Annotated in this window: 27 protein-coding genes and 1 tRNA gene; 8 read left to right on the top strand and 20 right to left on the bottom strand. The window is 74.9% G+C overall.

From position 1 onward, the window contains the following. Positions 1 to 7 precede the first annotated feature (7 nt). From CRP30_RS13665 to CRP30_RS13650, 4 genes are all read right to left on the bottom strand, one after another. Positions 8 to 1,123 (bottom strand): LytR C-terminal domain-containing protein, encoded by a 1,116-nt coding sequence (locus CRP30_RS13665; protein WP_143278466.1) that lies wholly within the window; start codon positions 1,121 to 1,123, stop codon positions 8 to 10. 351 nt (positions 1,124 to 1,474) lie between these two features. After that, positions 1,475 to 1,798, bottom strand: coding sequence for a DUF3263 domain-containing protein (locus tag CRP30_RS13660; protein ID WP_097184498.1), 324 nt, complete (start codon positions 1,796 to 1,798; stop codon positions 1,475 to 1,477). A gap of 128 nt (positions 1,799 to 1,926) precedes the next feature. Then, positions 1,927 to 2,844, bottom strand: coding sequence for an EamA family transporter RarD (rarD, locus tag CRP30_RS13655; RefSeq protein ID WP_097184497.1), 918 nt, complete (start codon positions 2,842 to 2,844; stop codon positions 1,927 to 1,929). Between the two features lie 70 nt (positions 2,845 to 2,914). Then, complete coding sequence (locus CRP30_RS13650) at positions 2,915 to 3,346, bottom strand: CBS domain-containing protein (protein ID WP_097184496.1); 432 nt, start codon at positions 3,344 to 3,346, stop codon at positions 2,915 to 2,917. Positions 3,347 to 3,433: 87 nt separating this feature from the next. Between CRP30_RS13650 and CRP30_RS13645 the strand changes: the two genes are divergently transcribed. After that, the gene (locus CRP30_RS13645; protein WP_097184495.1) at positions 3,434 to 3,832 is read left to right on the top strand and encodes a DUF5313 family protein; all 399 of its coding nucleotides are present in this window, start codon (positions 3,434 to 3,436) and stop codon (positions 3,830 to 3,832) included. Positions 3,833 to 3,902: 70 nt separating this feature from the next. Here the strand turns inward: CRP30_RS13645 and CRP30_RS13640 are convergent, their stop codons facing one another. Beyond that, positions 3,903 to 4,109, bottom strand: a complete 207-nt coding sequence (locus tag CRP30_RS13640) for a dodecin (protein WP_097184494.1) — start codon at positions 4,107 to 4,109, stop codon at positions 3,903 to 3,905. Positions 4,110 to 4,278: 169 nt separating this feature from the next. Between CRP30_RS13640 and CRP30_RS13635 the strand changes: the two genes are divergently transcribed. Continuing rightward, positions 4,279 to 4,887 carry an RNA polymerase sigma factor gene (locus tag CRP30_RS13635; protein ID WP_097184493.1) on the top strand — a complete coding sequence of 203 codons (609 nt, stop codon included), beginning with the start codon at positions 4,279 to 4,281 and terminating at the stop codon, positions 4,885 to 4,887. Between the two features lie 3 nt (positions 4,888 to 4,890). Here CRP30_RS13635 and CRP30_RS13630 read toward each other — a convergent pair whose 3' ends face one another. The 6 genes from CRP30_RS13630 to CRP30_RS13605 form a co-directional block, all read right to left on the bottom strand. Continuing rightward, positions 4,891 to 5,082: a hypothetical protein gene (locus tag CRP30_RS13630; RefSeq protein ID WP_097184492.1), complete on the bottom strand. Its 192-nt coding sequence runs from the start codon at positions 5,080 to 5,082 to the stop codon at positions 4,891 to 4,893. Beyond that, entirely contained in the window at positions 5,082 to 7,883 is a 2,802-nt protein-coding gene (locus CRP30_RS13625) for a helix-turn-helix transcriptional regulator (protein ID WP_097184491.1), read from the bottom strand. Before CRP30_RS13625 ends, CRP30_RS13630 begins: the two co-directional genes overlap by 1 nt. Positions 7,884 to 7,945: 62 nt before the next feature. Continuing rightward, a complete protein-coding gene (locus CRP30_RS13620; protein WP_097184490.1) occupies positions 7,946 to 8,401 on the bottom strand; it encodes a hemerythrin domain-containing protein in 456 nt (151 codons plus the stop codon). Between the two features lie 213 nt (positions 8,402 to 8,614). Next, positions 8,615 to 8,690 (bottom strand) — tRNA-Thr (locus tag CRP30_RS13615). Positions 8,691 to 8,784: 94 nt separating this feature from the next. Continuing rightward, positions 8,785 to 9,240 carry a GNAT family N-acetyltransferase gene (locus tag CRP30_RS13610; protein WP_097184489.1) on the bottom strand — a complete coding sequence of 152 codons (456 nt, stop codon included), beginning with the start codon at positions 9,238 to 9,240 and terminating at the stop codon, positions 8,785 to 8,787. Positions 9,241 to 9,267: 27 nt separating this feature from the next. Beyond that, positions 9,268 to 9,987: a hypothetical protein gene (locus tag CRP30_RS13605; protein ID WP_097184488.1), complete on the bottom strand. Its 720-nt coding sequence runs from the start codon at positions 9,985 to 9,987 to the stop codon at positions 9,268 to 9,270. 149 nt (positions 9,988 to 10,136) lie between these two features. Between CRP30_RS13605 and CRP30_RS13600 the strand changes: the two genes are divergently transcribed. From CRP30_RS13600 to CRP30_RS13585, 4 genes are all read left to right on the top strand, one after another. Next, a complete protein-coding gene (locus CRP30_RS13600; RefSeq protein WP_097184487.1) occupies positions 10,137 to 11,048 on the top strand; it encodes a universal stress protein in 912 nt (303 codons plus the stop codon). Between the two features lie 55 nt (positions 11,049 to 11,103). Continuing rightward, positions 11,104 to 11,880, top strand: a complete 777-nt coding sequence (locus CRP30_RS13595; protein ID WP_200814742.1) for an ABC transporter permease — start codon at positions 11,104 to 11,106, stop codon at positions 11,878 to 11,880. 118 nt (positions 11,881 to 11,998) lie between these two features. Continuing rightward, on the top strand, positions 11,999 to 13,318 hold the full coding sequence (locus CRP30_RS13590) for a S1C family serine protease (protein ID WP_235003389.1): 1,320 nt from the start codon (positions 11,999 to 12,001) through the stop codon (positions 13,316 to 13,318). An 84-nt stretch (positions 13,319 to 13,402) separates the two neighbouring features. Next, entirely contained in the window at positions 13,403 to 14,680 is a 1,278-nt protein-coding gene (locus CRP30_RS13585) for a DUF445 domain-containing protein (protein ID WP_097184486.1), read from the top strand. Between the two features lie 13 nt (positions 14,681 to 14,693). Here CRP30_RS13585 and CRP30_RS13580 read toward each other — a convergent pair whose 3' ends face one another. The 6 genes from CRP30_RS13580 to CRP30_RS13555 are packed head-to-tail and all read right to left on the bottom strand — an operon-like array spanning position 14,694 to position 19,142. Further along, positions 14,694 to 15,065 carry a cupin domain-containing protein gene (locus tag CRP30_RS13580; RefSeq protein ID WP_097184485.1) on the bottom strand — a complete coding sequence of 124 codons (372 nt, stop codon included), beginning with the start codon at positions 15,063 to 15,065 and terminating at the stop codon, positions 14,694 to 14,696. Beyond that, positions 15,062 to 16,039 (bottom strand): 23S rRNA (guanosine(2251)-2'-O)-methyltransferase RlmB, encoded by a 978-nt coding sequence (gene rlmB / locus CRP30_RS13575; protein ID WP_235003388.1) that lies wholly within the window; start codon positions 16,037 to 16,039, stop codon positions 15,062 to 15,064. The genes CRP30_RS13580 and rlmB overlap by 4 nt, the downstream gene beginning before the upstream one ends. Then, on the bottom strand, positions 16,021 to 17,424 hold the full coding sequence (gene cysS, locus CRP30_RS13570; RefSeq protein ID WP_097184483.1) for a cysteine--tRNA ligase: 1,404 nt from the start codon (positions 17,422 to 17,424) through the stop codon (positions 16,021 to 16,023). The genes rlmB and cysS overlap by 19 nt, the downstream gene beginning before the upstream one ends. Before the next feature lie 10 nt (positions 17,425 to 17,434). Next, a complete protein-coding gene (gene ispF / locus CRP30_RS13565; RefSeq protein WP_097184482.1) occupies positions 17,435 to 17,956 on the bottom strand; it encodes a 2-C-methyl-D-erythritol 2,4-cyclodiphosphate synthase in 522 nt (173 codons plus the stop codon). Then, on the bottom strand, positions 17,953 to 18,612 hold the full coding sequence (gene ispD, locus CRP30_RS13560) for a 2-C-methyl-D-erythritol 4-phosphate cytidylyltransferase (protein ID WP_097184481.1): 660 nt from the start codon (positions 18,610 to 18,612) through the stop codon (positions 17,953 to 17,955). Before ispD ends, ispF begins: the two co-directional genes overlap by 4 nt. Positions 18,613 to 18,659: 47 nt before the next feature. Beyond that, positions 18,660 to 19,142, bottom strand: coding sequence for a CarD family transcriptional regulator (locus tag CRP30_RS13555; protein WP_029431001.1), 483 nt, complete (start codon positions 19,140 to 19,142; stop codon positions 18,660 to 18,662). Between the two features lie 121 nt (positions 19,143 to 19,263). Here CRP30_RS13555 and CRP30_RS13550 point away from each other — a divergent pair, with 121 nt between their 5' ends. Then, positions 19,264 to 20,121 (top strand): UbiA family prenyltransferase, encoded by an 858-nt coding sequence (locus CRP30_RS13550; protein WP_235003387.1) that lies wholly within the window; start codon positions 19,264 to 19,266, stop codon positions 20,119 to 20,121. Positions 20,122 to 20,137: 16 nt separating this feature from the next. Here CRP30_RS13550 and CRP30_RS13545 read toward each other — a convergent pair whose 3' ends face one another. From CRP30_RS13545 to CRP30_RS13535, 3 genes are all read right to left on the bottom strand, one after another. After that, on the bottom strand, positions 20,138 to 21,706 hold the full coding sequence (locus CRP30_RS13545; protein WP_235003386.1) for a cryptochrome/photolyase family protein: 1,569 nt from the start codon (positions 21,704 to 21,706) through the stop codon (positions 20,138 to 20,140). A 93-nt stretch (positions 21,707 to 21,799) separates the two neighbouring features. Further along, complete coding sequence (locus tag CRP30_RS13540; RefSeq protein WP_097184479.1) at positions 21,800 to 22,780, bottom strand: hypothetical protein; 981 nt, start codon at positions 22,778 to 22,780, stop codon at positions 21,800 to 21,802. A 10-nt stretch (positions 22,781 to 22,790) separates the two neighbouring features. Beyond that, positions 22,791 to 23,381 carry an RNA polymerase sigma factor gene (locus CRP30_RS13535; protein ID WP_097184478.1) on the bottom strand — a complete coding sequence of 197 codons (591 nt, stop codon included), beginning with the start codon at positions 23,379 to 23,381 and terminating at the stop codon, positions 22,791 to 22,793. 203 nt (positions 23,382 to 23,584) lie between these two features. Here CRP30_RS13535 and CRP30_RS13530 point away from each other — a divergent pair, with 203 nt between their 5' ends. After that, positions 23,585 to 24,253 carry a copper chaperone PCu(A)C domain-containing protein gene (locus CRP30_RS13530; protein WP_159961736.1) on the top strand — a complete coding sequence of 223 codons (669 nt, stop codon included), beginning with the start codon at positions 23,585 to 23,587 and terminating at the stop codon, positions 24,251 to 24,253. Positions 24,254 to 24,298: the final 45 nt, after the last annotated feature.

Raw genomic sequence — 24,298 nt, 5'->3', positions numbered from 1 at the left:
GTCGGGATCAGGGCTGCCAGTCGCCCGTGGTCACGAGGACCAGGCCGGGCGCCTGGACGTCGGCCGGGAGCTCGAAGAACCGCGGCGTCGGGCCCTGGAGCTGCGGGTACATCTCGATCAGCTGGACGGCCGCCTGCCGCTGGTTCTCGTCGCCCTCGGTGAAGAACACCGTGCTGGCGGCGACGTCCCCCGCGGTGTAGCCACCGACAGCCGGCGTCTCCCACCCTCCGGCGGCGACGGCGCCGGCGACCTTGGCGGCCAGGCCGGTGATGTCGGTGGAGTTCAGGACGGTCACGGGCACCCGGATCGGGGACGCGGCGACCGGCTCGGCCGCGATCGGGTCCGCCGGGAGCTCCGGCAGCGACGCGACGTCGGGGACCTCGGGAGCCGTCGTGCTGACACCGGACGGCGACTGGGCCGCCGTCTCCTTGGTCTCGGGCGACACGTAGGAGTAGACGCCGAGGACGCCCAGGGCCACCACGGTCATGGCGACCAGGCCCTTGAGCACTCGCCGCGGCCTGCGCGGCTCGTCCTCCTCGAGGACGGCGACGGCGGACCCCTTGTGGCCCTCGGCCTTGCGGCGGACCGCATCAGCGGCCTGCCGCTCGGCCCGCATGGCCGCACGGCCACCGACCGGGCCGGTGCCCGGGCCTGCGACGGGCACGGGAGCGTCCTCGACGACGACGTCGGCGGAGCGGCGACGGCGGACGGAACGCTCGGGGATGGCGGTGGTGCCCGGGGCCGCGACAGGGGCCGACGGAACGTCCGCGAGCAGCTCGGGGTCGGTGCCGAACGCGCCCTCGCCGTCGCGGGACGGCCGGGTCCAGTCGCCGTAGGCGGACGACGACGAGCCGGCGGCCGTCGTCTGCGACGGCACCCGCGGCGCCGGACCGGACGGGCGCCGCCCGGCCGGACCGGTGGAGGCGAAGGAGGGCTCGACGTCGGGGCGACTGCGGGACGGCCGGACCGGGGCGGGCTGCACGCGGGCGGGCCGCTCCAGCAGATCGCCGCGCGCGGCGGCGGGAGAGGCCGGGAGGAACGCGTCGTCGGCCGACAGGTCGAGGCGCGGCTCCGGTGCGGGCACGGCCTGGAACGGCGCGACCGAGGTGGACGGCGCGGGCACGGGGCGCTGCGGGGTCGCCGGGCTCGGGGCGGCGGAGCGCGCAGCGACGGGAGCGGCGGCGCGCGACGCGGCCGGGACCGGCGGGAGCGGGAGACGCGAACGCGACAGCTGGCGGGGTGCTTCAGGCGTGCGGGCGGCGGCTCCGGGCGCGGGGCGGCGAGCGCCGTCCACCCGCTCGGCACCGGGCCGGGACGGCGGATCGTTCAGCTCCGCGGCAGCGCCGCGCCAGAGCCCGTCGGGGCCGTCCGTACGCCGACGACCGGGCGCCACCGGGGCGCGCCCCTGCTCTCGTCCGTCACTGCCTGATTCGGCGTGCCTGCCCACAGTGAGCGAATCTAACCGGTGTAACTCTCATTGCCCAGGACCTTGGGACGAACGTGTTCGTTGCCGCGCGAGTCGCAGCCGCCGGAGGCGCTGCACCAGGAGTGGGTCGGACGCCAGGGCGTCGGGACGGTCGACCAGTGCGTTGAGCACCTGGTAGTAGCGCGTCGGCGTCACGCCGAACCGGTCGCGGATCGCCGTCTCCTTGGCCCCCGGCCGACGCCACCACTGCCGCTCGAACGTGAGCATCTCGTGCTCGCGGCGGGACAGCCCCACGCCCGCGACCTGCAGCGACGCGTCCAAGGGACCCTCGGTCCGGGGCGGGGAGATCACCGGGGTCGGGTCGTCGGTCATGGCTCGTCGTGCTCCTGTCCGTCCGGCGTCACCGGTGCTCGGTGGTGCCGTGGGGACGACGGTAGCGCTGGGGTCCGACACTTCCGCGCAGCCCGGACGAGCCTTCCGGAGCGGGGTTGGGGGGCTCGTCAGGGATGGGCGTGGACGGCCTCGTCGGCCGCCCGCCGACTGCTCGCCCGGGCGTGTCGCAGGAGATCGACGGTGAACACCGCCAGAGCCACCCAGACGATCGCGAATCCGACCAGCCGCGCCGGCGGCATCTCCTCGCCGTAGACGAACACGCCGATGGCCAGCTGCATCGTCGGGGTGAGGTACTGCAGCAGGCCGACCGTCGACAGCGGGATCCGACGGGCCGCGGCGGCGAAGAGCAGCAGCGGCACCGCGGTGGCCACGCCGGAGCTGACCAGGAGCAGGGCGTGACCGGTGCCGGCGTTGCCGAACGCGCCGTCGCCCGAGGAGTGCAGGACCGCCAGGACGACCGCCGCCGGCACGGCCACCAGCGCGGTCTCGACGAACAGGCCCGGGGCGGCCTCGGTGCGCACCAGCTTCTTCATCAGCCCGTAGAGACCGAAGGTGAAGGCGAGCGCCAGGGCGATCCACGGTGGCCGCCCGTAGTCGATGGTCAGGACGAGCACGGCGATCGCGGCGACCGCCACCGCGGCCCACTGGAGAGGACGCAGCCGCTCGCTGAAGACCACGACGCCGAGCAGCACGCTGACCAGAGGGTTGATGAAGTAGCCGAGCGAGGTCTCCACCACGTGCCCGGAGTTGACGCCGTAGACGAAGACCAGCCAGTTGCCGGCGATGAGCACGGCCGCGCCGAGGAGGACCAGCAGCCGCCGACGGTCGGTGACCAGGGCGCGGACCTGCCCCCACCGCCGGAGCGCAGTCAGCAGGATCCCGACGAACAGCAGCGACCAGAGCACCCGGTGGGCGACGATCTCCAGCCCTCCGGCCGGCTCCAGCAGGGGGAAGTACAGAGGGAAGAGGCCCCACAGCGAGTAGGCGGCCAGCCCGGAGACCACCCCCAGGCGCCGCTCGTCCACGCGGGCACCGTACGCCGGTCGGCTCCCCCGCCCGCCGGCGGTCGTGAGGCCGGCTCACGACCGTCGGCGTTCAGGGGCTCTGGATGTAGTCCACCAGCTGCCGGCGTTCCTCCTCCAGCTCGTCGAGCCGGGCCTTGACGACGTCGCCGATCGACACGATCCCGAGCAGCTCGCCGTCGGCGACGACCGGGACGTGCCGGACCCGCTTGTCGGTCATCGTCCGCGCGAGGTCGTGCACGCTCGCATCGGGTGGGCAGGTGTGCACCTGCGCCGTCATCACGCTGGACACCGGTTCGGTCAGGAGCCCGGCCCCGCGGTCGTGCAGACCGCGGGCGACGTCCCGCTCGGACACGATGCCGTCGATGCGTCTCCCGTCGGAGGACACCACGAGCGCACCGATGCCCTTGTCCGCCAGGACGGCGAGCGCGGTCCGGACGCTCTCCGTGCCGTCGATGGTGGCGACCTCGCGGCCCTTGTGCCTGAGCAGCTGGCTGATCTGCACGGAGCCTCCTCGGGAGTTGGGTGCGGGGAGTGTCCACCCGGCGTCTCCGCGGAGCAACGCCTCGCCGATCGGGCCTACCGTCGAGCCGTGCCCACCCGTCGTCCCAACCCCGCGCAGTGGGTCTGGTACGCCCTCGGCGGCGGGCTCCCCCGGGAGCTGTCCTCCTGGGTGCTCGCGGACACGACGGGGCGGACGTGGATCTGGCGGCACGTGGCGCGGGCGGTCGTGCAGATGGTCCCGCTCGTCGTGCTGTGCCTCGCCGTCGTCCCGGTCCCGTTCGCCTACCGGCTCTCGGCCGCAGCGGGTGGCCTGCTGCTCGGGCTGCTCTTCTCCTTCGCCTTCATGACCGAGACGATCGAGCACCGCGTGGCGAAGGCGGGGTACCCGCCCGGGACGGCGGCGCGCATGCGGGCGGAGCGGGCGGAACGGGCCCGCGTGGAGAAGCGTGCCCGCTACCGCCGCGACGGCGCGGGCAGCTTCGACTGAAAGGACCCCCTTCCTCCTCCCCCCTCGCACGCTCGGGGCGAGCCTCGGGAGGGGGCCTCGGGGAAGAACCTCAATCCACGCGGAAGCCGATCTTCACGGCGACCTGGAAGTAGGCGACGGCGCCGTCGACCACCTGGCCGCGGATCTCCTGGGCCTCGAACCACTCGATGTTGCGCACCGTCTGCGACGCCTTGGCGACGGCGTTCCGGATCGCCTCGTCGACGCTGACCGGGCTGCTGCCCACGATCTCGCTGAGCCTGTACACGTGGTCGCTCACGGTGCCTCCTACGTACGTCGGACGGGAGCCCCGACCCTGTCACGGCACGCCCCTCGGCGGGCTACGTACGTACATCCCGGGGTCCGGAATACGTCGTACGACAGATCCGGCGGGGCCGGCGTGTCACGAGTCTTCGAGTCGTTCCCGGACGACCTCGAAGGAGCCCCCGATGACCGCTCTCGCCTACGCCGACGCCCCCGCCGTCCCCACCCCTCGCCGGGGCGACCGGGCCGACGTCCCGGCCGTCGACCGGCGGCACCTGCTGCTCCTGGCCGCGGGCGACGACGCCACGTGGCAGGCGACGGTCCGCCGGTACGAGGGCGTGCTCCGCTCCGCGGCCCGCGTGGTGCTGCGCAGCGACTCCGACGTCGACGAGGCGGTGCAGCGCACCTGGGTGCTGCTGCTCCGCAACGCCGGGCGCATCAACGACCCCCGGTGCCTGCCGGGCTGGCTCTCCACCACCGCCCGCCGCGAGGCGCTCGCCATCCTGCGGGCGCAGCAGCGGGCCGTGCCCAGCGAGGACGTCGCGGACCGCGTCGCCCCGGACGACCGGGACATGGCTACGGCGCTCATGGACGAGGAGCTGCGCCGGGCCCTGGACCGGGCGGTGGAGACCCTGCCCGAGACCCAGCGCCGCATCGTGCGCGCCCTGCTCCGCGAGCCGGAGTCCTACGACGCCCTGAGCCAGGAGCTGGGCATCCCCCGGGGCAGCCTCGGCCCGCTCCGGGGGCGCGCCGTGAAGGCCCTGCGGGCCCAGCTCGAGCCGAGCCTGCGCTGACCGCTACTGCTGGCCGCCGCCGGGCCGCCGCTTCGCGACGACGTGCTGCAGGCCCTCGCGCAGCGCCCCCTCCAGCGTGAGGTCCGGGGTGTCCGCGACCACCTGGCGCAGGTCGTCGGCGAGCTGGTCGTCGATCTCGACGGTCTCCTCGTCGTCGTCGTCACGGTTGAACAGCGAGAACTTGACGGGCGACATCAGCGTCCTTCCACCAGAGCGACCGGGGACTTCGGGGCCACCTTGGCGGCAAGCACCGCTGCTTGTCCACGGTTGCTGACCTGGAGCTTGGCCAGGACGCGGGACACGTGGACCCCGACCGTGCGCTCGCTGATGAACAGGCTGCGCGCGATCTGGCGGTTGGTCGCGCCGGTGCCGAGCAACGCGAGGACCTCGTGCTCCCGCTCCGTGAGCCCGTACGGCCGCTCCTCGGCCGGCGCGCGCGGCGCCGGCGTCGCGGTGAGCCGCGAGCGACCCACCAGGGCGTCGATGTCGGCGGTCAGCGGTGCGGCACCCAGCCGCTCGGAGATCTCGCGCGCAGCCGACGCCGCGGCGGCGGCACGGTCGCGTCGCTTCTCCGCCAGGTGGCACTCGGCCTGGCGGAACAGGCAGTAGGCCTCCTCCAGCGGCCGGTCGACCGCCCGCCACAGCGCTCCCGCCGCCGCCCAGCCCTCCGCGGTGGCCTCACCCATCGCCCGGTCCAGCTCCGCGCGGGCCGCGCGGTGGTCGGCGGCGTGCCCCGGGTCGTCTTCCGTCGTCGGCGCGACGAGCTGGAGCTGCGCGTCGAGCCACTGCGACCGCGCGTCCGCTGCAGCGTCCTTCCGACCCGGCACCGGGCCACGCCGGTCGGCCTCGTTGCGACAGCCGATGACCAGCAGCTCGGTCCGGAACGCCTTGTCCTGCGTGTGCGCGAGGCGCTCCAGGGCCTCGACGACGGTGCGGTGGCAACCGGCGTGGTCGCCCTCGCGGGCGAGCAGCGCCGCGGTGACGGTGGCGAGCGCCGCGACGACCGTCGGTTCGTCGATCTCGCGCAGCGCGCCGGCCGCCTCCAGGCTGGCGCGCGCCCCGGCCGTGTCGCCCGTGGCCAGCCGCAGCTCGGCGCGCTCGAGGTGCAGGTGCAGCCCCTGCCCCTGGACGACGTGGCCGTCGAGCAGACCGGCCAGCACCTCTTCGCAGCGGGCGTACCGACCGCGCCGCCGGAGCATGTTGGCGGCGTTGCAGGCGAGGGCTGCCCCGACGGCGAGCTCCAGCCCGTACTCCGGCAGGAGACGGAGCCCCTCCAGGGCCGCCGTGCACGCCTCCTCGGGCATCCCCGAGAACTCGTAGGAGATCATCAGGTTGGCGTAGCCGCGGCACAGGACCACGCGGTCCTCGACGTCGCGGGCCAGCCGGACCGCCTCGCGCAGGTACTCGAGGGACGCTGCGTCACCGAGGAAGGTGCCGGCGGCACCCCGGGTGGTGAGGGCGTCCGCGAGCACCGCGGAGCTGCCGTGCCTGCGCGCGGCTGCGACCGCACGGTCGGCGAGCCGGACGGCGTCGTCGAACTCGGCCATGATGAAGGCCCCGCGCCCCATGGCCCCCCAGACCTGCGCGTGGCAGGCGTTCTCCTCGGGGCCGAGCGTCGCCGCGGCCTCGGCGTAGGCGGCCTGGCTGCGTCCGGTCTGACCGGCCTCCCAGAGGAAGCAACCCAGCCGCTCCAGGGCGACGGCGCGGTCGGACGCCGGGATGTCCCGCTCCTCGAGCGCCTTCTCCAGCAGCGCGACGGCGGCCGCAGGGTCCCCGGCCAGCCGGGCGACACCTGCGGCCTCGAGGGCCAGGTCCAGTCCGGCGGACGGGTCCCCCGGTGCGTCCCCGAACTCCAGTGCGCGCCGGTAGTGCGCCCACGACTCGGCGTACGCGTTGAGCGCCCGGGTCGCGCGGGCGGCACGCAGGCTCCACACCGCCGCCTCCCCGAGGGAACCGGCGGCTTCCCAGTGGACGCTGACCGCCGCGGCCGAGACGACGTCGTCCGCCCGTCCCGCCGTCAGCGACCGGGCCGCCCGCTCGTGCAGCTCGCGCCGCTCGAAGGGCAGCAGCTGCGAGAGGACCGCCTCGCACATCAGGCTGTGCCGGAACGCGTAGTCGGCCCCCTGGACGACCAGGACGCCGGTACCGACGGCTTCCCGGACCGCCGCCGCGTAGCGCTCCGGGGCGAACCCCGACGCGCGGAACAGGTGGTCGTCGGAGACCCAGAGACCGAAGACGGCGGCCTCGCGGACGAGGACCGCCGCGTCCGGGCCGAGCCGGCGCACCCGCGCGAGCAGCATGTCGGTGACCCGGCGGGAACCGGGATCCTTGACCAGCTCGCCGAGCAGGTAGGGGTGTCCCTGCGTCTGCTCGTACCAGGTGTCGACGTCGACGTCGTCGCTGCCGGTCAGCGCCGCGACCAGCTGCCGGGTCTCCTCGCGGTCGAGCCGCTGGAGCTCCATGCAGCTGGCGCCGGGGAGGCGGGTGAGCTCGGCGACCGCGTCCTGCACCCGGCCCTCGCGCGGGCTCTCGTCGTCGCGCAGCGTCAGGACCAGGCTCAGCCTGCGGCGCCGTGCCGTGGAGGCCAGGTAGACGAGGAAGTCGCAGGTCGTCTCGTCGGCCCACTGCAGGTCGTCGATCACCAGGGTCGTGGCGGTCGCGGCACCGGCCGGGGCCAGCGCGTCGGCCCAGCGGCGGATCGCGCGCAGGCGCTCCTCCGCCGACTGCTCGGCGTCGTCGGGCGACCCGGGCCACCCGCCGCGGGCATCGAAGATCATCTCCAGCGCCGCCAGTGGCAGCGGCTGCCCGGCCAGCTGCAGGCAGGCGCCCTCGACGACCTCGGTGACCGCGCCGGCCCGCTCCGCGGCGACGAGGGAGGACTTGCCGACGCCGGCCTCGCCGCAGATCACCACGATGTGCCCGGGCTCGGCGAACGCCTCGGCGACGGTCGCCCGATGGTGCGCCCGCCCGATGTAGGGGACCTCCACCCCGATCACCGGGTCATCCTGCCTTCGCGCTCCGGTGGCGTCCAGGCTCTTACGACCGTGACGACGGCCGGTCAGGCGAGCGGGCCGAAGAGCTCGCTCGGCGTGACCGTCTCGTCGCGGATCCCGTCGAGGACGTCGAGCAGTGCGCGTTCCTCGTAGCGGAAGTGGCTCTCCATCACCGCCTCGATCCCGTCGAGGTGGCGGAGCTTCTCCTCGACCGGGAGCCCGCGGTCGAGAGCGCGCTGCAGGCCGCCGATCAGGTGCTCGATCATGGAGTGGTCCTGGACCAGCCGGGCGATCACCGGAGCGAGCTCGGGGTCCTCGGCCAGCCGCGGGAAGAGGACCGTGTCCTCGCTGCGGTGGTGGCCGCTGAGCGCGGCGCAGAACCCCCAGCAGTACAGCAGCGGGTTCCCGACGAGCGGGTCGGCGTCGTCCACCGACTCCCGGGCGAGAACGAGCGCGTCGCGCAGCCGCCGGTGGACCTCGCGCATCTCCTCGCCCCAGGCCCGCAGGCGCTCTGCGCTCATCGGGCGCTCATCTGAGCGGGGCGGGACCGCCGATCGGGTAGCGCAGGGGACGTCGGACGTGCGGAGATGGCGGAAGCCACCCTTCGTGCTCCGGCGCCTCCATGCCTGACGCAGCCCGTCATCGGCACGCGACGCTGCGGAGACCCTACGTCCCGATATCCACCCGGCCAATGACCGGGACGGCGACGGATCGGGCGGAACAACACATCGATCTGGAGCCGACGAGGGGACTTGAACCCCTAACCGCCCGATTACAAGTCGGGTGCGCTACCAATTGCGCCACGTCGGCGGAACACGGGAACCAGTCCCGGGACAAGGATAGGGACCTCCCGAGGCGACGACTGCCCGGTTCCGTCTCCGGCCGGTGGACGCTGAACCTCGCGTCAGGGCCGCCAGACGTAGCGGACGTCCGGTTCGCGTTCCTCGTTGCCGGCCCCGTCGGTCCGTTCGACGGCGACGAAACCGTGCCGCTCGTAGAAGCGCTGCGCGGATTCGTTGACCTGGAACGTCCACAGCTGGAGCCCGGCCGGCTGACGACGACGGGCCAGCGCCATGAACCGGTCGCCGATCCCCCGCCCCCGCCAGGCGGGGTCGAGGTACAGCTGGTCCAGCCATCCCTCCGACAGCGCCAGCACGCCCACGACCGCACCGCCCACCTCTGCCACCCAGGTGTCGTGCCGGGGCACGAGCACGTCACGGACCCAGCTGCGGACCTCGTCGTCGGAGTGGGCCCGGCTGACGGTCGGCAGCGCGGCCCCGAAGGAGCGCAGCCACACGTCCGCGACACCTCCGGAGTCGGAGGCGACGGCGGGCCGGAGCAGCACCTCGTCGCCCGTCACGGCCGGGGAGGATGCCAGGTCGGCCGGTCAGGCGGCGTCGGTGTCCGCCGCCGGGTCGCCGTGGACCGACCGTGCGTGCACGTACGCGGCCGGGTCGCTCCCCGGTACCGGTCCCTCGGCCAGCCAGCGGGCGAAGCCCGCCGGGTCCCGGCGCTCGAGCTCGTCGAGGGTCTCCTGGCGTCGCCGGACCAGCGCCTGCCGCTCGACCGGCGCCAGCCGGCCGGAGAGCGCCCTCGTGGACCGCAGCCACTCACGGCCCAGCGCCGGCGTCGAGAGTTCCGCGATCGGCGAGGAGCCGGGCGCCGGACTGGTTCCGGACGGCGGGACCGGCAGGCGGAACACCTCGGCGCCTGCGGCGGGTCCCGGCCGGCTGCCCGGAGCGGGGGCGGGCCCGGCCGTTCCGGCCGCGGAACGCATCGCCCGCAGCCCGAGCCAGACGGTGACCCCGACGACGAGCGCCAGCAGCGCCACGAATCCGCCGGCAACGGTCGCCAGTCCGGCCAGCACCAGCAGGAGCCCGATGGTCCACCCGCCTGCCTGGACGGCCGACTCCGCCACCGTGCGGCGGTCGTGCCGCGGGAGGTCGCGGGCGATGCCAGCGGCGGTGCAGGCCGCGAGCGTCCCCGCGATACCCACGGCCACCAGGCCGGGGCCCTGGAGTCCGAGGCCACCGACGACGGCCAGGGCACCGGCGCCCAGCGCGCCGACCCACGACAGCAGGCGGAACAGAGGTCCGCGGACGGGCACGAGCGGCCTCCAGGGGCGACACCGGACGGAGCCATCCCCTACCCCGGACGCCGCCGCGATGCACACGGCGCGCCGAACTCTTCCCTCCGGCGACGGACGCGAGGACCCTCGACCTCGGGACGGAAGCAGCCGACGCCCGGAGGTGTCCCGTGACGACCTCGACCCCCACCGCTCCCCTCGGCCGCCCCGGACCGGAGTCCGCCGAGGACCGGCCCGGGCGCGAGGTCCTGGTCGGGGTGGACGGCTCCGAGTGCGGCCTGGGAGCCGTGCGCTGGGCGGCCCGCGAGGCCGCTCGACGAGACGCCCCGTTGCGGATCGTCCACGCGGCCCCCTACCTCGGCTCCCACGGCGGTGCCGGCGCATCCCCGCCCGGGCTGGTCCGCGCCCGGCACATCACCGCGCAGGCGTACACCGTGGCCCGCCACACCGACCCTCGCGTCCCGACGACGACGCAGGTCGTGCCGGGGCATCCCACGGGGGTGCTGCTGCATGCCGCGACGACCGGCCAGCTGGTCGTCCTCGGCAGCTCGGCCACCGGTGCGGCCGACGAGCTCGTCCTCGCCTCCGTCGCCGTCCGGGTCCCCGCCCGCTCCCCCCAGCCCGTCGTCGTGGTCCCCCGACGCCGGTCCGGCGAGGCCCCGGACCGGCCCGTCGTCGCCGTGCTGGGGGTGGGCGACCGGTCGGACGACGAGGCGGTGGCCTCCTTCGCCGCGGACGCCGCCGAGCGGACGGGAACCGGCCTGACGGTGCTGCAGACCCGGCCGCCTCGGCGCAGCGTGCCCGACAGCTGGGTGGACGACGCCGATGAGTGGGCCCGCCGTCACCCGGGCCTCTCGGCCACGCGCACTGAACTGCCGGCCGCCCGGGCCGACCAGCTGCTCGGGGCGTCCTGTCCGGCGCCCCTGCTGGTGATCAGCGCCGGCAGTGGCACGCTGCTGCACCGCCACCTCGACGGCCCGCACCGGTGGCTCCTCCGGCACTGCACGTCACCCATGGCCCTGGTGCCGCCCGTCCACCGGCGGGACCAGGAGCCGCGGGAGGAGATCATCGCGCTCGGCTGAGTACTCCGCGGGGGCCGACGTACTCCGTGGGGGCCGACCGGCAGGATGGCTCCTCGTGGGTGCCTCGGTCGTCGACGTGGGACCCCGCCTGGCGATCGTCCTGGTGGTGCTCACCGCGCTGGCCGCCCTCGCCGGTCGCCTGTCGGGGCTGGGGCAGGACCGGCCCGTCGTCGTCGCCGCCGTCCGGGCGACCGTGCAGCTGGCCGTCGTCTCCGCGCTGCTGCTCGCCGTCGTCCGCTCGCTGTGGCTGTCGACGGCGTTCGTCCTCCTGATGGTCGGCGTGGCGACGGTGACGGCGAGCGCCCGCGTCACCGGCAGGGGGCTCCGCGACGGACGGCGCGCTGCCCGGCTCCTGCCGGTGGCCCTGCCGATCCTCGCGGGCAGCGTCCCGGTCGTGGGGCTCGTCCTCGCCAGCGGCACCGTTCCGCTGCGCGGCGTGGCCGTCATCCCCGTGGCCGGGATCCTGATCGGCGGCGCGATGACCGCGACGTCCCTGGCCGGACGGCGGCTGCGCGACGAGCTCACCGATCGCCGCGGCGAGGTGGAGGCCGCCCTGGCCCTCGGCCTCCTCCGGCGCGACGCCGTACTCCTGATCGCCCGGCCGGTGGGGGCGACGGCCCTGGTGCCACCACTGGACCAGACGCGGACGGTGGGCCTCGTGACCCTGCCCGGCGCCTTCGTCGGCGTGCTGCTCGGCGGCGGCGACCCCCTCGAGGCGGGCGCGGCCCAACTGCTCGTCCTCCTCGGCCTCCTCGCGGCGGAGATGCTGGCCGTCTGGGCGGTCACCGAGCTGATCGCCCGGGGAGCGGTGCTCGACGACGTCCCGGAGTGACGCGTCCAGGAATCTCACGTCCAGGAATCTCACAGGGCCCCCACAGCGCTGTACGAGAGCGCGGCCCGACAGTGGAGTCATCCGCGGCCGGCAGGGCTGCACGCAAGGAGGAACCGACGTGACTGAATCCGGACAGCCCACGGTCCCCGGGACCACCCCCGGCGGCCAGGGCCCCGAACCGCTGCGCACCCCCGACGGCACACCGTCGTACGCGGCCCCCGGCGGATCCTCCCCCTGGTCACCGCCCTTCGCCACGGCGCCGCAGCCCACCAGCTACCCCGGCTACGGCGGCCATCCGACACCGCCGGCCGGCCCCGCGCCGGCGGCCGCACCGGAGTCCCGCAGGGCCGGGCGGCTGCGGATCGGCCTGGCCGGTCTGGTGGCCGGTGCGCTCATCGGCGGTGGAGCCGGCGCCGGCGTCGTGGCGCTCGTCGACGACCCGGCCGGCACCTCGGGCACGCCCGCCGCCGCCCAGAGCGTCGTCATCCAGAACCCGGAGTCCGCCACCACCGCCACCGCGGCCGCCGCGAAGGCGGCGCCCAGCGTGGTGACCATCTACGTGTCCAGCGCGTCCAGCTCCGGCAGCGGCTCGGGCGTCGTCCTCACCGACGACGGCTACGTGCTCACCAACAACCACGTCGTCGCCGGGGGCGGCAGCGGCGGCTCCGTGCAGGTGCGGACCTCCGACGGCACGCTGTACGGCGCCACCGTCGTCGGTACCGACCCCGCGTCCGACCTGGCCGTCCTGCGCCTCGAGGGCGCCGAGGACCTCACCCCCGCGACCTTCGCCGACTCCGAGGACGTGCAGGTCGGGGATGTCGCGGTCGCCATCGGTGCGCCGCTCGGCCTGTCCAACACCGTCACCGACGGGATCATCAGCGCCACCGACCGGGCCGTGCAGACCGGTTCGACCCAGGACGACGCGACCGTCATCGACGCGCTCCAGACCGATGCCGCGATCAACCCCGGCAACTCCGGCGGAGCGCTGGTGAACGGCGCCGGCGAGGTGATCGGCATCAACACCGCCATCGCCACCGTCGCCTCCGGCGTCCCGGGCTCGCAGTCGCAGAGCGGCAACATCGGCGTCGGCTTCGCCATCCCGTCCAACACGGCGCAGCGGATCGCGCAGGAGATCGTCGAGACCGGCTCGGCCACCCGCGCCTTCCTGGGCGTCACCGCGCAGACCGCGGCCGACGACGCGAACAGCGAGGTCGGCACCGGAGCGGAGATCGTCTCCGTCGAGCCCGACAGCGCCGCCGCCGGCGCCGGGCTGCAGGAGGGCGACGTCGTCACGGCCGTCGGGGACCGGCCGGTGACCACGTCGACCGAGCTGACGGCGGCGGTGCGCAGCCAGGCTCCGGGCGAGACCGTCGAGCTGACCGTCCGCCGGGGCGACCAGACCCGCACGGCCGAGGTCACCCTCGGCTCCACCAGCTGAGCCGGACGGCCCCCCTGCAGGGCCCGCGCCGCGAGCTCGCGAGCGGCGCGGGGGGCAGGGGGGTCCTTTCTCTAGGCTCGGACCGTGCCGGCCTCCCCGATCGCTCCGCTCGCCAGCTCGCTGGACGATCCGGCGCGGGCCCGCGACCTCGCGCGGATGAAGCGGCTGGCGACCGGGTTGTTCCTGGCCGCCGCCGTCGTCTTCCTCGCCTGCGTCCTGCTGGGCGAGGAGACCGGCGCATGGGTGGGGTACGTCCGGGCCACCGCCGAGGCCTCGATGGTCGGTGCGCTGGCCGACTGGTTCGCCGTCACCGCGCTGTTCCGGCACCCCCTGCGGCTGCCCATCCCGCACACCGCGATCATCCCGCGCAAGAAGGACCAGATCGGCGAGAGCCTCGGCGCCTTCGTCCAGGAGAACTTCCTGACCCGCGCCGTGGTCGAGGAGAAGCTCACCACGATCGACGTCCCCGGCCGCCTGGGCGGGTTCCTGGCCGCCCCCGGCCGGGCCGAGCGCCTGGCCGGCGACGCCTCCGCGGTGCTCACCTCCCTCACGTCGCTGCTGCGCGACGAGGACCTCGAGCCGGCCGTCGCCGCGCTCGTCGACCGCAAGCTGCACGAGACGCCGGCCGCACCGGTGCTCGCCCGGGTCCTGGAGCTCGTCGTCGAGGGCGACCGGCACCAGGAGGTGCTGTCGGCCGCGCTGCGGCTCATGGCCCGCTTCCTCCAGGAGAACCGCCTGGTCTTCCGGGCGCAGCTGGGCGACGCCTCGCCGTCCTGGGTGCCCGACTGGGTCGACGACCGGGTGTTCGACAAGGTGTTCGCCGGCCTGCAGGGCTTCTTCGACGAGGTGGGCAACGACCCGCGGCACGAGCTGCGCCGCTCCTACGACGCCCGGCTGCGGGTCTACGTGCACGCGCTGCGGACCGACCCCGACACCGCCGCGCGCGTCGAGGACCTGAAGAAGGAACTGCTGGAGCACCCCGCCGTCCGCGCCTGGTCGGGCTCGCTGTGGTCCAACGCCAAGAACGCCGTCCTCGCCGCCGCGGCCGATCCGGACTCCGAGCTGCGCTCCCGCGTCGCCGGGCTGATCTCCGACGGGGCGCGGCTGCTGCAGACCGACCCCACGGTCCGGGAGCTGGTGCAGCGGCACACCCACCGGATCGCCGGCTCCGTGGTCGAGCGCTTCGCCGGGGACCTGGCGGACCTGGTCAGCAGCACGGTCGCCCGCTGGGACACCGAGGAGACCAGCCGGCGGATCGAGCTGCAGGTGGGCCGGGACCTGCAGTGGATCCGGGTCAACGGCACCGTCGTCGGCGGCCTCGCCGGTCTGGTCATCTACACCGTCGCCCAGCTCCTCGGCTGAGCCGCGCGTCCGCTCAGTCGAGCCGGAAGCCGCTCCACTCGAAGCCCGGTGAGACCACGCAGCTGACCAGCACCTCCGCGGTCACCGGCTCGGTGGCCTGCCGGACGCCGGCCGGGACCAGCACCTGCGGGCGTCCGGGCCCCAGGAGGTTCCGCTCCTCCCCGACGAGCAGGGTGAGCTCCCCCGGGCCGTGCCAGAACCAGAGCTCGTCGGCGTCGACGACGTGCGGAGCCGACCGCTCGCCCGGCGTCAGCAGGAAGTGGATCGCCGACGCGGCCGGGCGCCCACCGTCCACGACGGCCGACGACGTCCAGGTGCGCCGGAACCAGCCGCCCTCGGGGTGCGGCCGGAGGTCCAGGCGCTCAGCGGTCGGCGGCCGGCTCACCGGCGAGCGGCCGCCGCGGCGTAGAGGGCGATGCCGGCGGCGACGCTGACGTTGAGCGACTCGGTGTCCCGGTCGATCGGGATCCGGACGACGACCTCGCAGCGCTCCCGCACGAGGCGGGAGAGCCCGGTGCCCTCGGCGCCGACCACCAGGCACGCGGGGTCGGCGAAACCGTCGAACTCGTGCAGGTCGACGTCGCCGTCACCGGCCAGGCCCACGGTCACCAGGCCCTCGTCCTGGTACGTCCCGAGGGCGCGGGCCAGGTTGACCGCCCGGGCCACCGGGATGCGGGCGGCGGCACCGGCACTCGTCCGCCAGGCGGACGCGGTCATGCCCACGGCGCGACGCTGCGGGACGACGACGCCGTGCGCGTCGAAGGCGGCGGCGGACCGGACGACGGCGCCGAGGTTGCGCGGGTCGGTGACCCCGTCGAGGGCGACGATCAGGGGCGGGCGACCGGAGTTGCGGGCCAGGTCGAGCAGGTCCTCCGGGTGCGCGTAGTCGTACGGCGGCACCTGCAGGCCGATGCCCTGGTGCAGCGCACCCTGCGACATCCGGTCGAACTCGGCCTTGCCGACCTCGAGCAGCGGCAGGCCGCGGTCGGCGGCCAGCGCCAGCGCCTCGGCGATCCGCTCGTCGGTGCTGCGGAGGTTGTCGCCGGTGACGACGTACAGCGAGGTGGCCGGGATCCTCGCCCGCAGCGCCTCGACGACCGGGTTGCGCCCGAGCAGCAGCTCCGGCTGCTCCTCGGACTTCGCGCGCGCCCGGGCGCGGTCGGCCCGCTGCCGCTGGTCGGCCGCCGCCCGGCGCTGTGCCGGGTGGCCGGGCCGCGCCTCGGCCGGCGGAGTCGCGCCGCGACCGGCGAGCGACCGGCGGTTCTTGCCGCCGGTGCCGGCGGTCGCCCGCTTCTTGCCGGCGCCGTCGCTGCGGCCTCGGCGTTGGCTGTTGCCGGCCATCAGCGGCTCAGCTCCCATCGGGGTCCATCGGGGGTGTCCTCGACGGAGACGCCGAGGGTGGTGAGCTGGTCGCGGATCGCGTCGGCGGCGGCGAAGTCCTTGCGGGACCGCGCGGCCTGCCGCTGCTCCAGCGCCAGCGAGACGAGACCGTCGGTGACCTGGGTGAGTCGCTCGTCGCCGCCCGCGGTCGACCACCGGGGATCCAGCGGGTCGAGGCCGAGCACGCCGAGCATGGCGCGCACCGAGCCGAGCGTGCCGGCGACGGCGCGGTCGTGCCCGTCCGCCAGCGCGGTGTTGCCTTCGCGCACCGTCTCGTGGATCGCGGCGACGGCGGCGGGAGTGCCCAGGTCGTCGTCCATGGCGTTGGTGAAGTCCGCGCAGAGCACGGCGGCACCCGCATCGGCACCGACCCGCTCGGCGGCCCGCTTCACGAACGACTCGATCCGCCGGTAGGCCACCCCCGCCTCGGCCAGTGCCTCGTCGGTGAACTCGATCGTCGAGCGGTAGTGCGGCGCGACGAGGTAGTAGCGGAGCTCGACCGGGCGGACCCGCTGGACGACCTCGTCGACCAGCGCCGTGTTGCCCAGCGACTTGCTCATCTTCTCGCCGCCGAGGGTGACCCAGCCGTTGTGCATCCAGTACTGCGCGAAGCCGTCGCCGGCCGCCCGCGACTGCGCCTGCTCGTTCTCGTGGTGGGGGAAACGCAGGTCCAGACCGCCGCCGTGGATGTCGAACTCCGGCCCCAGGTAGCGCTCGGCCATGGCCGAGCACTCGAGGTGCCAGCCCGGGCGCCCGCGGCCCCACGGCGTCGACCAGGACGCCGTCTCCGGCTCGTCGTCCTTGGCGCCCTTCCAGAGGGCGAAGTCGCGCGGGTCCTTCTTGCGCTCGTCGGTGTCGGTGTCGGCGGCCGGCTCGAGGGCGTCCAGCTTCTGCCCGGTCAGCGCGCCGTAGTCCGGGAACGACCGGACGTCGAAGTACACGTCGCCGTCGACGGCGTACGCGTGCCCGCGCTCGATCAGCCGCTCGATGAGCGCGACCATGTCGGGGACGTGCCCGGTGGCGCGCGGCTCGTAGGTCGGCGGCAGGACCCCGAGGACGTCGTAGGCGCGGGTGCAGGCGAGCTCGTTCTCGTAGGCCCAGGCCCACCACGGGACCCCGTGGGCCGCGGCCTTGGCCAGGATCTTGTCGTCGATGTCGGTCACGTTGCGGACGAAGGTGACCTCGGACCCGCCGGCGGCCAGCCAGCGGCGCAGCACGTCGAAGACGAGGGCCGCGCGGACGTGTCCGATGTGCGGCGGGCCCTGCACGGTGAGGCCGCAGACGTAGAGCGACGCCTGACCGGCACGCAGGGGCGTGAAGTCGCGGACCGCACGGGCGGCCGTGTCGTACAGGCGGAGGCTCACTGACGGGAGTCTACGGAGTGCCGGCCGGCGCCTCCGCCCGCGGAGAGCCGCCCTCCCCCGTCCGGACGACCAGCGCGGTGGCGACCGCCGCCCTGCCCTCGCCGCGGCCGGTCAGCCCCAGGCCGTCGGTGGTGGTGGCCGACACGCTCACCGGCGCACCGAGGGCGGCCGACAGCGCGGCCTCCGCCTCCGCCCGGCGCGCACCCATCCGGGGGGTGTTCGCGACCAGCTGCACGGACGCGTTGCCGATGGTCCAGCCCTCCGCCGCGAGCACCTCGCGCACGTGCTCCAGGACGGCGACCCCCGCGGCCCCGGCCCAGCGTGGGTCGTCGGTGCCGAGCAGGCCGCCGATGTCGCCGAGGCCGGCGGCGGACAGCACCGCGTCGGTGAGCGCGTGCGCGACGACGTCGCCGTCGGAGTGGCCGGCGCAGCCGTCGGTGTCCGGCCAGTCGAGCCCGGCCAGCCGGCAAACCCGGCCCGGTTCGACGGGGTGCACGTCGGTGCCGACGCCGACGCGGGGCAGAGCGGTCACCCGCGCACCTGCTTCTCGGCCAGCGCGAGGTCGTGCGCGACGGTGATCTTGGCGGCCCGCTCGTCGCCCGCCACCGTCCGCACCGGGACGCCGATGGAGTGCACGACCGCGGCGTCGTCGGTGAGCTCCGCGCCGGCGGGCAGCCGGCCGTAGGCCTCGACCAGCGTCGCCCGGTCGAAGCCCTGCGGGGTCTGCACGCGGCGCAGCTGCTCACGGGGCAGGGCGCCGGTGATGACGCCGTCGGCGTCCACGGCGACGGTGGTGTCCACGACCGGCAGGACCGGGACGACGGCGCGGGCACCACCGTCGAGCGCGGCCAGCACGCGGGCGACCACCTCGGGCGGGGTGAGCGGGCGGGCGGCGTCGTGCACGAGGACGGCGTCCCCGAGGTCGTGCGCGGCGGAGAGGGCGGCCCGGACCGAGGCGGTGCGCGTGGCCCCGCCGTCGACGAGCCGGACGCCGGGCAGCGCGGTCTCGAAGGCGGCCCGCTGCTCGGCCGGGACGGCGACGACCACCTCGGCCACCCCGCCTGCGAGGAGGGCGTCGACCGACCAGGCGACCAGCGGACGGCCGGCCAGCGGCACCAGGGCCTTCGGCAGATCGGCCCCCAGACGCAGACCACTCCCGGCCGCTGCGACGATGCCGACAGCGTGCACGGGAGTGGTCCGGGTGTCTCTGTGGAGCAGGAGCTCAGGAACCGAGCTCAGCTGGCGAGGACCTCGTCGAGGAGGATCTCGGCCTTGTCCTCGTTGGTGCCCTCGGCGAGCGCGAGCTCGCTGACCAGGATCTGGCGGGCCTTCGAGAGCATGCGCTTCTCGCCGGCGGACAGTCCACGGTCCTTGTCACGACGCCAGAGGTCGCGGACGACCTCGGCCACCTTGTTCACGTCACCCGAGGCCAGCTTCTCGAGGTTGGCCTTGTAGCGGCGCGACCAGTTGGTCGGCTCCTCGGTGTGCGGCGCGCGCAGGACCTCGAAGACCTTGTCCAGGCCCTCCTGGCCGACGACGTCGCGCACGCCGACGATCTCTGCGTTGTCAGCCGGCACACGCACGGTCAGGTCGCCCTGGGCGACCTTCAGCACGAGGTAGGCCTTCTCGACGCCCTTGATGGTCCGCTGCTCGATCGCCTCGATCAGCGCGGCACCGTGATGCGGATAGACGACGGTCTCGCCGACAGTGAAGCCCATGTGGATGTGACCCCTTTCGCTGTCCCCAGGTTACCACGGCAGACTGACCGGCGGATCGGAGTCGGAGAGTAAATCTGCAGGTCAGGGGCCTGGTCAGGTGTGCGGGAGGGGTTGACAGAGCGTGGCCGATGTGCCTCTGGGGCACCCCGGAACGGCGTCCGCGGTGCGGGCGCTGGTGCTCGCCACCCACCCCGGGCCGGCCGTCGCCGTGACCACCGTCGCCACCCTCCTGGCGGTCGCGACGGGCATGCCGGCGGGGCGGGTGGTGCTGGTGTGCACGGCCGTCCTCGCAGGTCAGGCGTCCATCGGGTGGAGCAACGACTGGCTCGACGCGGACCGGGACCGCGCCGTCGCACGGGCCGACAAACCCGTCGTCCAGGGTGCCGTGGCGCCGTCGCGGCTGCGCTCCGCGGCGCTCGTGGCAGTCGTCCTGGCCGTCGTGCTGTCCCTCCTCCTGGGGATCGTGCCGGGGCTCCTGCTCCTCGTCCTCGTCGCCAGCGGGTGGGCCTACAACGCGGGGCTGAAGCGCACCGCGCTGTCCGTCGTCCCGTACATGACCGGGTTCGGCGCCCTCCCGGCCGGCGTGGTGGCCGCGGCCCCGGGAACGCCTGCCGCGCCCTGGTGGCTGGTTACCGCCGGAGCGGCGCTCGGGGCCACCGCCCACCTGGCCAACGTCGCGCCCGACCTGGAGGACGACCTCGCCACCGGGGTGCGCGGCCTCCCCCACCGCCTCGGGGCGCGCGTCTCGGCCGCCACCGGCGCGCTCGTGCTCGGCGGCGCCTCCCTGGTGCTCGTGCTCGGGCCCGAGAGTGCTCCGACCGCGGCCGGCTGGGCCTGCCTCGTCCTCGCCGTCCCCGCCGTGGCCGTCGCCGCCCTCGCGGGCACCCCGCGCTTCCGGCGGCTGGCCTTCCCGGCCGTGATGCTGCTGACCGTGCTGGACGTCGCCCTGCTGCTCGCCGGCGGCGCCGGTGTCACCTGACCACCCGGTTGGCTGACTACGGCGGTTCGGTGCCCCGCAGCCGCTCCTGCTGCACCACCGCGGGCAGGTCGGCCAGCCGGTCGAGGCCCTGCAGCGGCCGCCGCATGCGGTGGTTGCCGGCCAGCCGCTCCCGCGTGCGGTCGAGGAAGGCCCAGTAGCCCGCGGTGAACGGGCAGGCGTCCTCCCCCAGCCGCTTCCTCGGGTCGTACCGGCAGCCACCGCAGTAGTCGCTCATCCGGTCGATGTAGGCACCGCCCGACGCGTAGGGCTTGGTCGCGAGCACGCCGCCGTCGGCGTGCTGGCTCATCCCGACGACGTTGGCGACCATCACCCACTCGTAGCCGTCGACGAAGCTCTCGTGGAACCAGTCGGTCATCGCCGAGGGGTCGATGCCGCGCTGCAGCGCGTAGTTGCCGAGCACCATGAGCCGCGGGATGTGGTGCACCCAGCCGTCGCGGCGCAGGTCGCCGAGCACGTCGGAGAGGCAGGCGGCGTCCACCGCGGTGTCCTCCAGGCCGGCCATCCACCCCGGCACCCCGGCGTGAGCCGCCAGGTGGTTCCGGTGCCGGAAGTCGCGGCCCAGGTGCCAGTACATGTGCCAGATGTAGTCGCGCCAGCCCATGACCTGCCGGACGAAGCCCTCGACGCTGTTCAGCGGCAGCGGGTCCCCCTGGGCGGCGGAGTCGCGGTACCGCTCCTCGGCCCGGTTGACGACCTCGAGCGGGTCGAGCAGGCCGAGGTTGAGCGACGGCGACAGCAGCGAGTGGGCCAGCCACCGCTCGTCGCGCAGCATCGCGTCCTCGTACGGACCGAAGACCCCGAGGCGGGAGTCCAGGAAGTCGCGCAGCCGGTGCAGCGCCTCCTGCCGGGTCACCGGGAACAGCCTCGGACCGTCGTCGCCCACGAACGAGACGTCGCCGTCGGCCGCCCAGCGGTCGAGGTCCGCCCGCACCTCCTGGTCGATCTCGTCCTCCTCCGGCCACCACGGGGCCGGGGCGGGCGAGCGGCCGTCGGCAGGCGGGGGCTGCCGGTTCTCCTCGTCGAAATTCCACCGCCCACCGACCGGGCCACCGCCGTCGAGGAGGACGCCGTGCCGCCGACGGGCGTCCCGGTAGAAGTCCTCCATGAGCAGCCGCTGCCGCCCGCGACCGGCTGCCCAGGCGGTGAAGTCGCCCCGGCTGCTCACGAAGCCGCGCGCCCCGAGCACCAGCACGCCCGGACGGCGGAGGACGAGGTCGCGGCTGCCCCACGACGTGGGCGCGCAGACGCTCAACGGCTCGCGCACCCGGTCCAGCGCCTCCCCGTAGGTGCCGACCCGGTGGAACTCCGCCTGCTCGCCCAGCTCGGCCGCACGGTGGCGGAGGGCCGAGAGGATCAGGTGCGCCTTCTGCCGATGGAACCGGCGGCGGGCGAACACCGCCCGCGACTCGATCAGCAGCACCGGCTGCTGCGCCCCGTCGAGGAAGTGGGGGCCGAGCTGGTCGGCGAAGCACCAGCGCCGCGTCTCCGGGGCGCGCTCGGGGAAGTCGGCGAGGGCCGGGTCGGCAGCGTCGCCGTCCGTCCCACCGTTCGCGCGCTCGGTCACCGGACCCACCTCCCGGCGGACATCGTGCGGTGACCGATGCGTCGCGCGCGACTCGGCCGGGCGGGGCCGGAAGCGGCCGCCCCCGCCGTCCCGTCAGTTCCGGCCGTTGCCCTTCGCGACGTTCCCGTTCCCGTTCCCGTTGCCGTTGCCGTTGCCGGCGCTGCCGTAGGGCGAGCCGCCCCCGGTCGTGCCGCTGTTGCCGCGGCCACCGCCCGGCTGGGTGGCGGTCGCCGGAGCGGGAGCCGGGCTCTCGGTGGCGACCTCCGGCGCCGTCGTCGGGGTGGTGCCGATCAGCTCCTCGATGGCGACGCCGTCGACCTCGACGTCCTCGATGGCGACGTGCTTGCTCTGCGCCCAGGTCCGGACCAGCTGCCCGAACCGGAACTCCTCGTCGCCTCTCAGCGCGGCCGCGGCCTCGAGCGCGGCCTTGTTGTGCGCCCCCTCGCTGACCCACGCGCCGAAGGACGGGTAGGCGTCCGGCCCCGCCTGCCAGACGAGCGCGTCGAAGACGGCCTCCTCGGCCGGGACGGTCGCCGGGACCTCCTCGTCCGCGGTGGGGTCGTCGTCGACGGGCTCCCCGGGGGTGGGCTCCTCGACGGGCGCCGTCTCCTCGTCCTCGGACAGCTCGAACGGGGTCACGGTCTCGACCGCGGCGGCCACCGTGTCCTGCATGGGGTCGGGGAGGACGCCGGCGGCGCCGGCGCCGGTCACGGCGACCAGCGCGACGCCGGCGCCCGCGGCGGCCTGCGCGATCGCACCGGCGGACAGGAACTTGGCGAGCAGAGCGGGGAAGATCATGGCGGAGCGTCTCCGGTTCCGGGTCCGGGAGGTCCGCCGCGACGGCTGACCCCCGGCCGATCGTGCCGTCCGGGCGGACGGGCTGGACTGGTCGGCGAGACAACCGGTGGCCAGCAGCTCGGCGAGAGCGGCGCTCGGGCGGCCCTGCGGGGTCGCCGTCGTCCGTACCGCCTCGCCGAAGGACGCCAGGACGGTTCCCCCGGCGGGGACGGGCCGGCCGGCGAGGTACGCCTCGAAGGCGTCCTCGACGGCACGGTCGTCGGCTGCTGTGGTCATCTCACCTCCGTCATCGCCGGGCGACCGCAAAAGGGTTCGCCCCCGATCCCATCGGCCCGGGGACGTTCTCGAGCTCGTCGCGGAGGGCGCGCAGCCCGCGGCGCTGCAGGGCCTTCACGGAGGCCGTCGACCGGCCCATGACCTGGGCGACCTGCTCCACGGTGAGGTCGCCCAGCACCCGGAGCAGCACCACGGCCCGCTGGTCGTCCGGCAGCAGTGCGCAGAGCCGGTGCACGTCCTGGGCACCCAGCCGGGTGAAGGCGTCGTCCTCGACGTCGCCCCCCAGGTGCCCGGCCAGGTCCACCTCGTCGTCGGCGACCAGGGGGCGACGGCTCCGACGCCGCCAGTCGTCGACCAGGCGTCGATGGGCGATGGTGAACACCCAGGCACGAAGGGCGCCCTCGTCCCCGCGGAAGCCGGCCAGCCCGGTGAACACCCCGAGGAAGGTCTCGCTGGCGACGTCGTCGGGTTCGGCGGCGCCGTGCAGACGGAGGTAGCCGGTCACGGATGGCGACAGGTCCCGGTAGAGGGTCTCGAAGGCCCACGCCGCCCCTGCCTGCGCGGCGGCCAGCACGTCGTCGAAGGGCAGGCCCGTGCTCATCGTCGCCCCTTCCCGTCGCCGTCCGCTCCTCCCTCCCTGATCGGCAGCCGGGCGACCGGACGCGACGTGCCTCCCCCGGAGGGGCGACGCGCGGGCGTCGCGCCTTCCCTCCGGGCGGGGACCCCCGGGTGCCCGTTAGGCTCCGGTCGACCCGCGCCACCGATCCCGGTGGCCGGCCGGTAGTTGTGTGGAGGTCGACGGCTGTGAACCGCGCGCTGCGCGCCGCCTCTGTGGGCGTGCTGCTCCTGTCCCCCGCCGTGCTGTCCGCGTGCAGCGCGGGGCAGGTCACCCAGACCGCCACGCAGGAGCGCGACAAGGTCGGCGCGATGGCGCAGGTCGGTGACATCACCGTGCGCGCGGCCGAGTTCGCGAGCCCCCGCCAGGGCAGCTACGAGGCCGGCGACGACGCCGAGCTGCGCATGGCCATCGTCAACGGGGGCGAGGAGGTCGACACCCTGGTGTCGATCGACGGCGACGGCTTCGGCGACGCCGAGATCCGGAACGCCGGCGCGGCCACGACCGTGGGGACCGCCAGTGGTGCCGCCCGGGGCTCCGACGAGATCGAGATCCCCGTCGACACGATCGTCTTCATCGACGGCGACGAGATCACCGTCACGCTGACCGACCTCGACGAGCCGCTCACCGTCGGGCAGTACCTGGACATCACCCTCACCTTCGAGAGCGCCGGGGAGCTGACCCTGCCGGTCAGCGTCGCCAACCCCGACGAGGAGGTCGAGCGCGGTGAGGCGTTCGACTTCCACCACGAGGAGGGCGGCGAGGAAGAGGGCACCGAGGACACCGCCCGCGAGCGCGAGTCCGGCCGTCAGTCCGCCGAGGACTCCGGCGGCACGGACGAGACCGACAACGAGTAGCGGTCCCGCCCGTCCCGCCCTCCCCGGAACTGTCGCCCCCCGGGG

The sequence above is a fragment of the Blastococcus haudaquaticus genome (genome assembly GCF_900230285.1).
Taxonomy (GTDB): domain Bacteria; phylum Actinomycetota; class Actinomycetes; order Mycobacteriales; family Geodermatophilaceae; genus Blastococcus_B; species Blastococcus_B haudaquaticus.
Note: the sequence above shows the minus strand (reverse complement) of the source record. Positions and strands in the feature narration are given on the sequence as shown.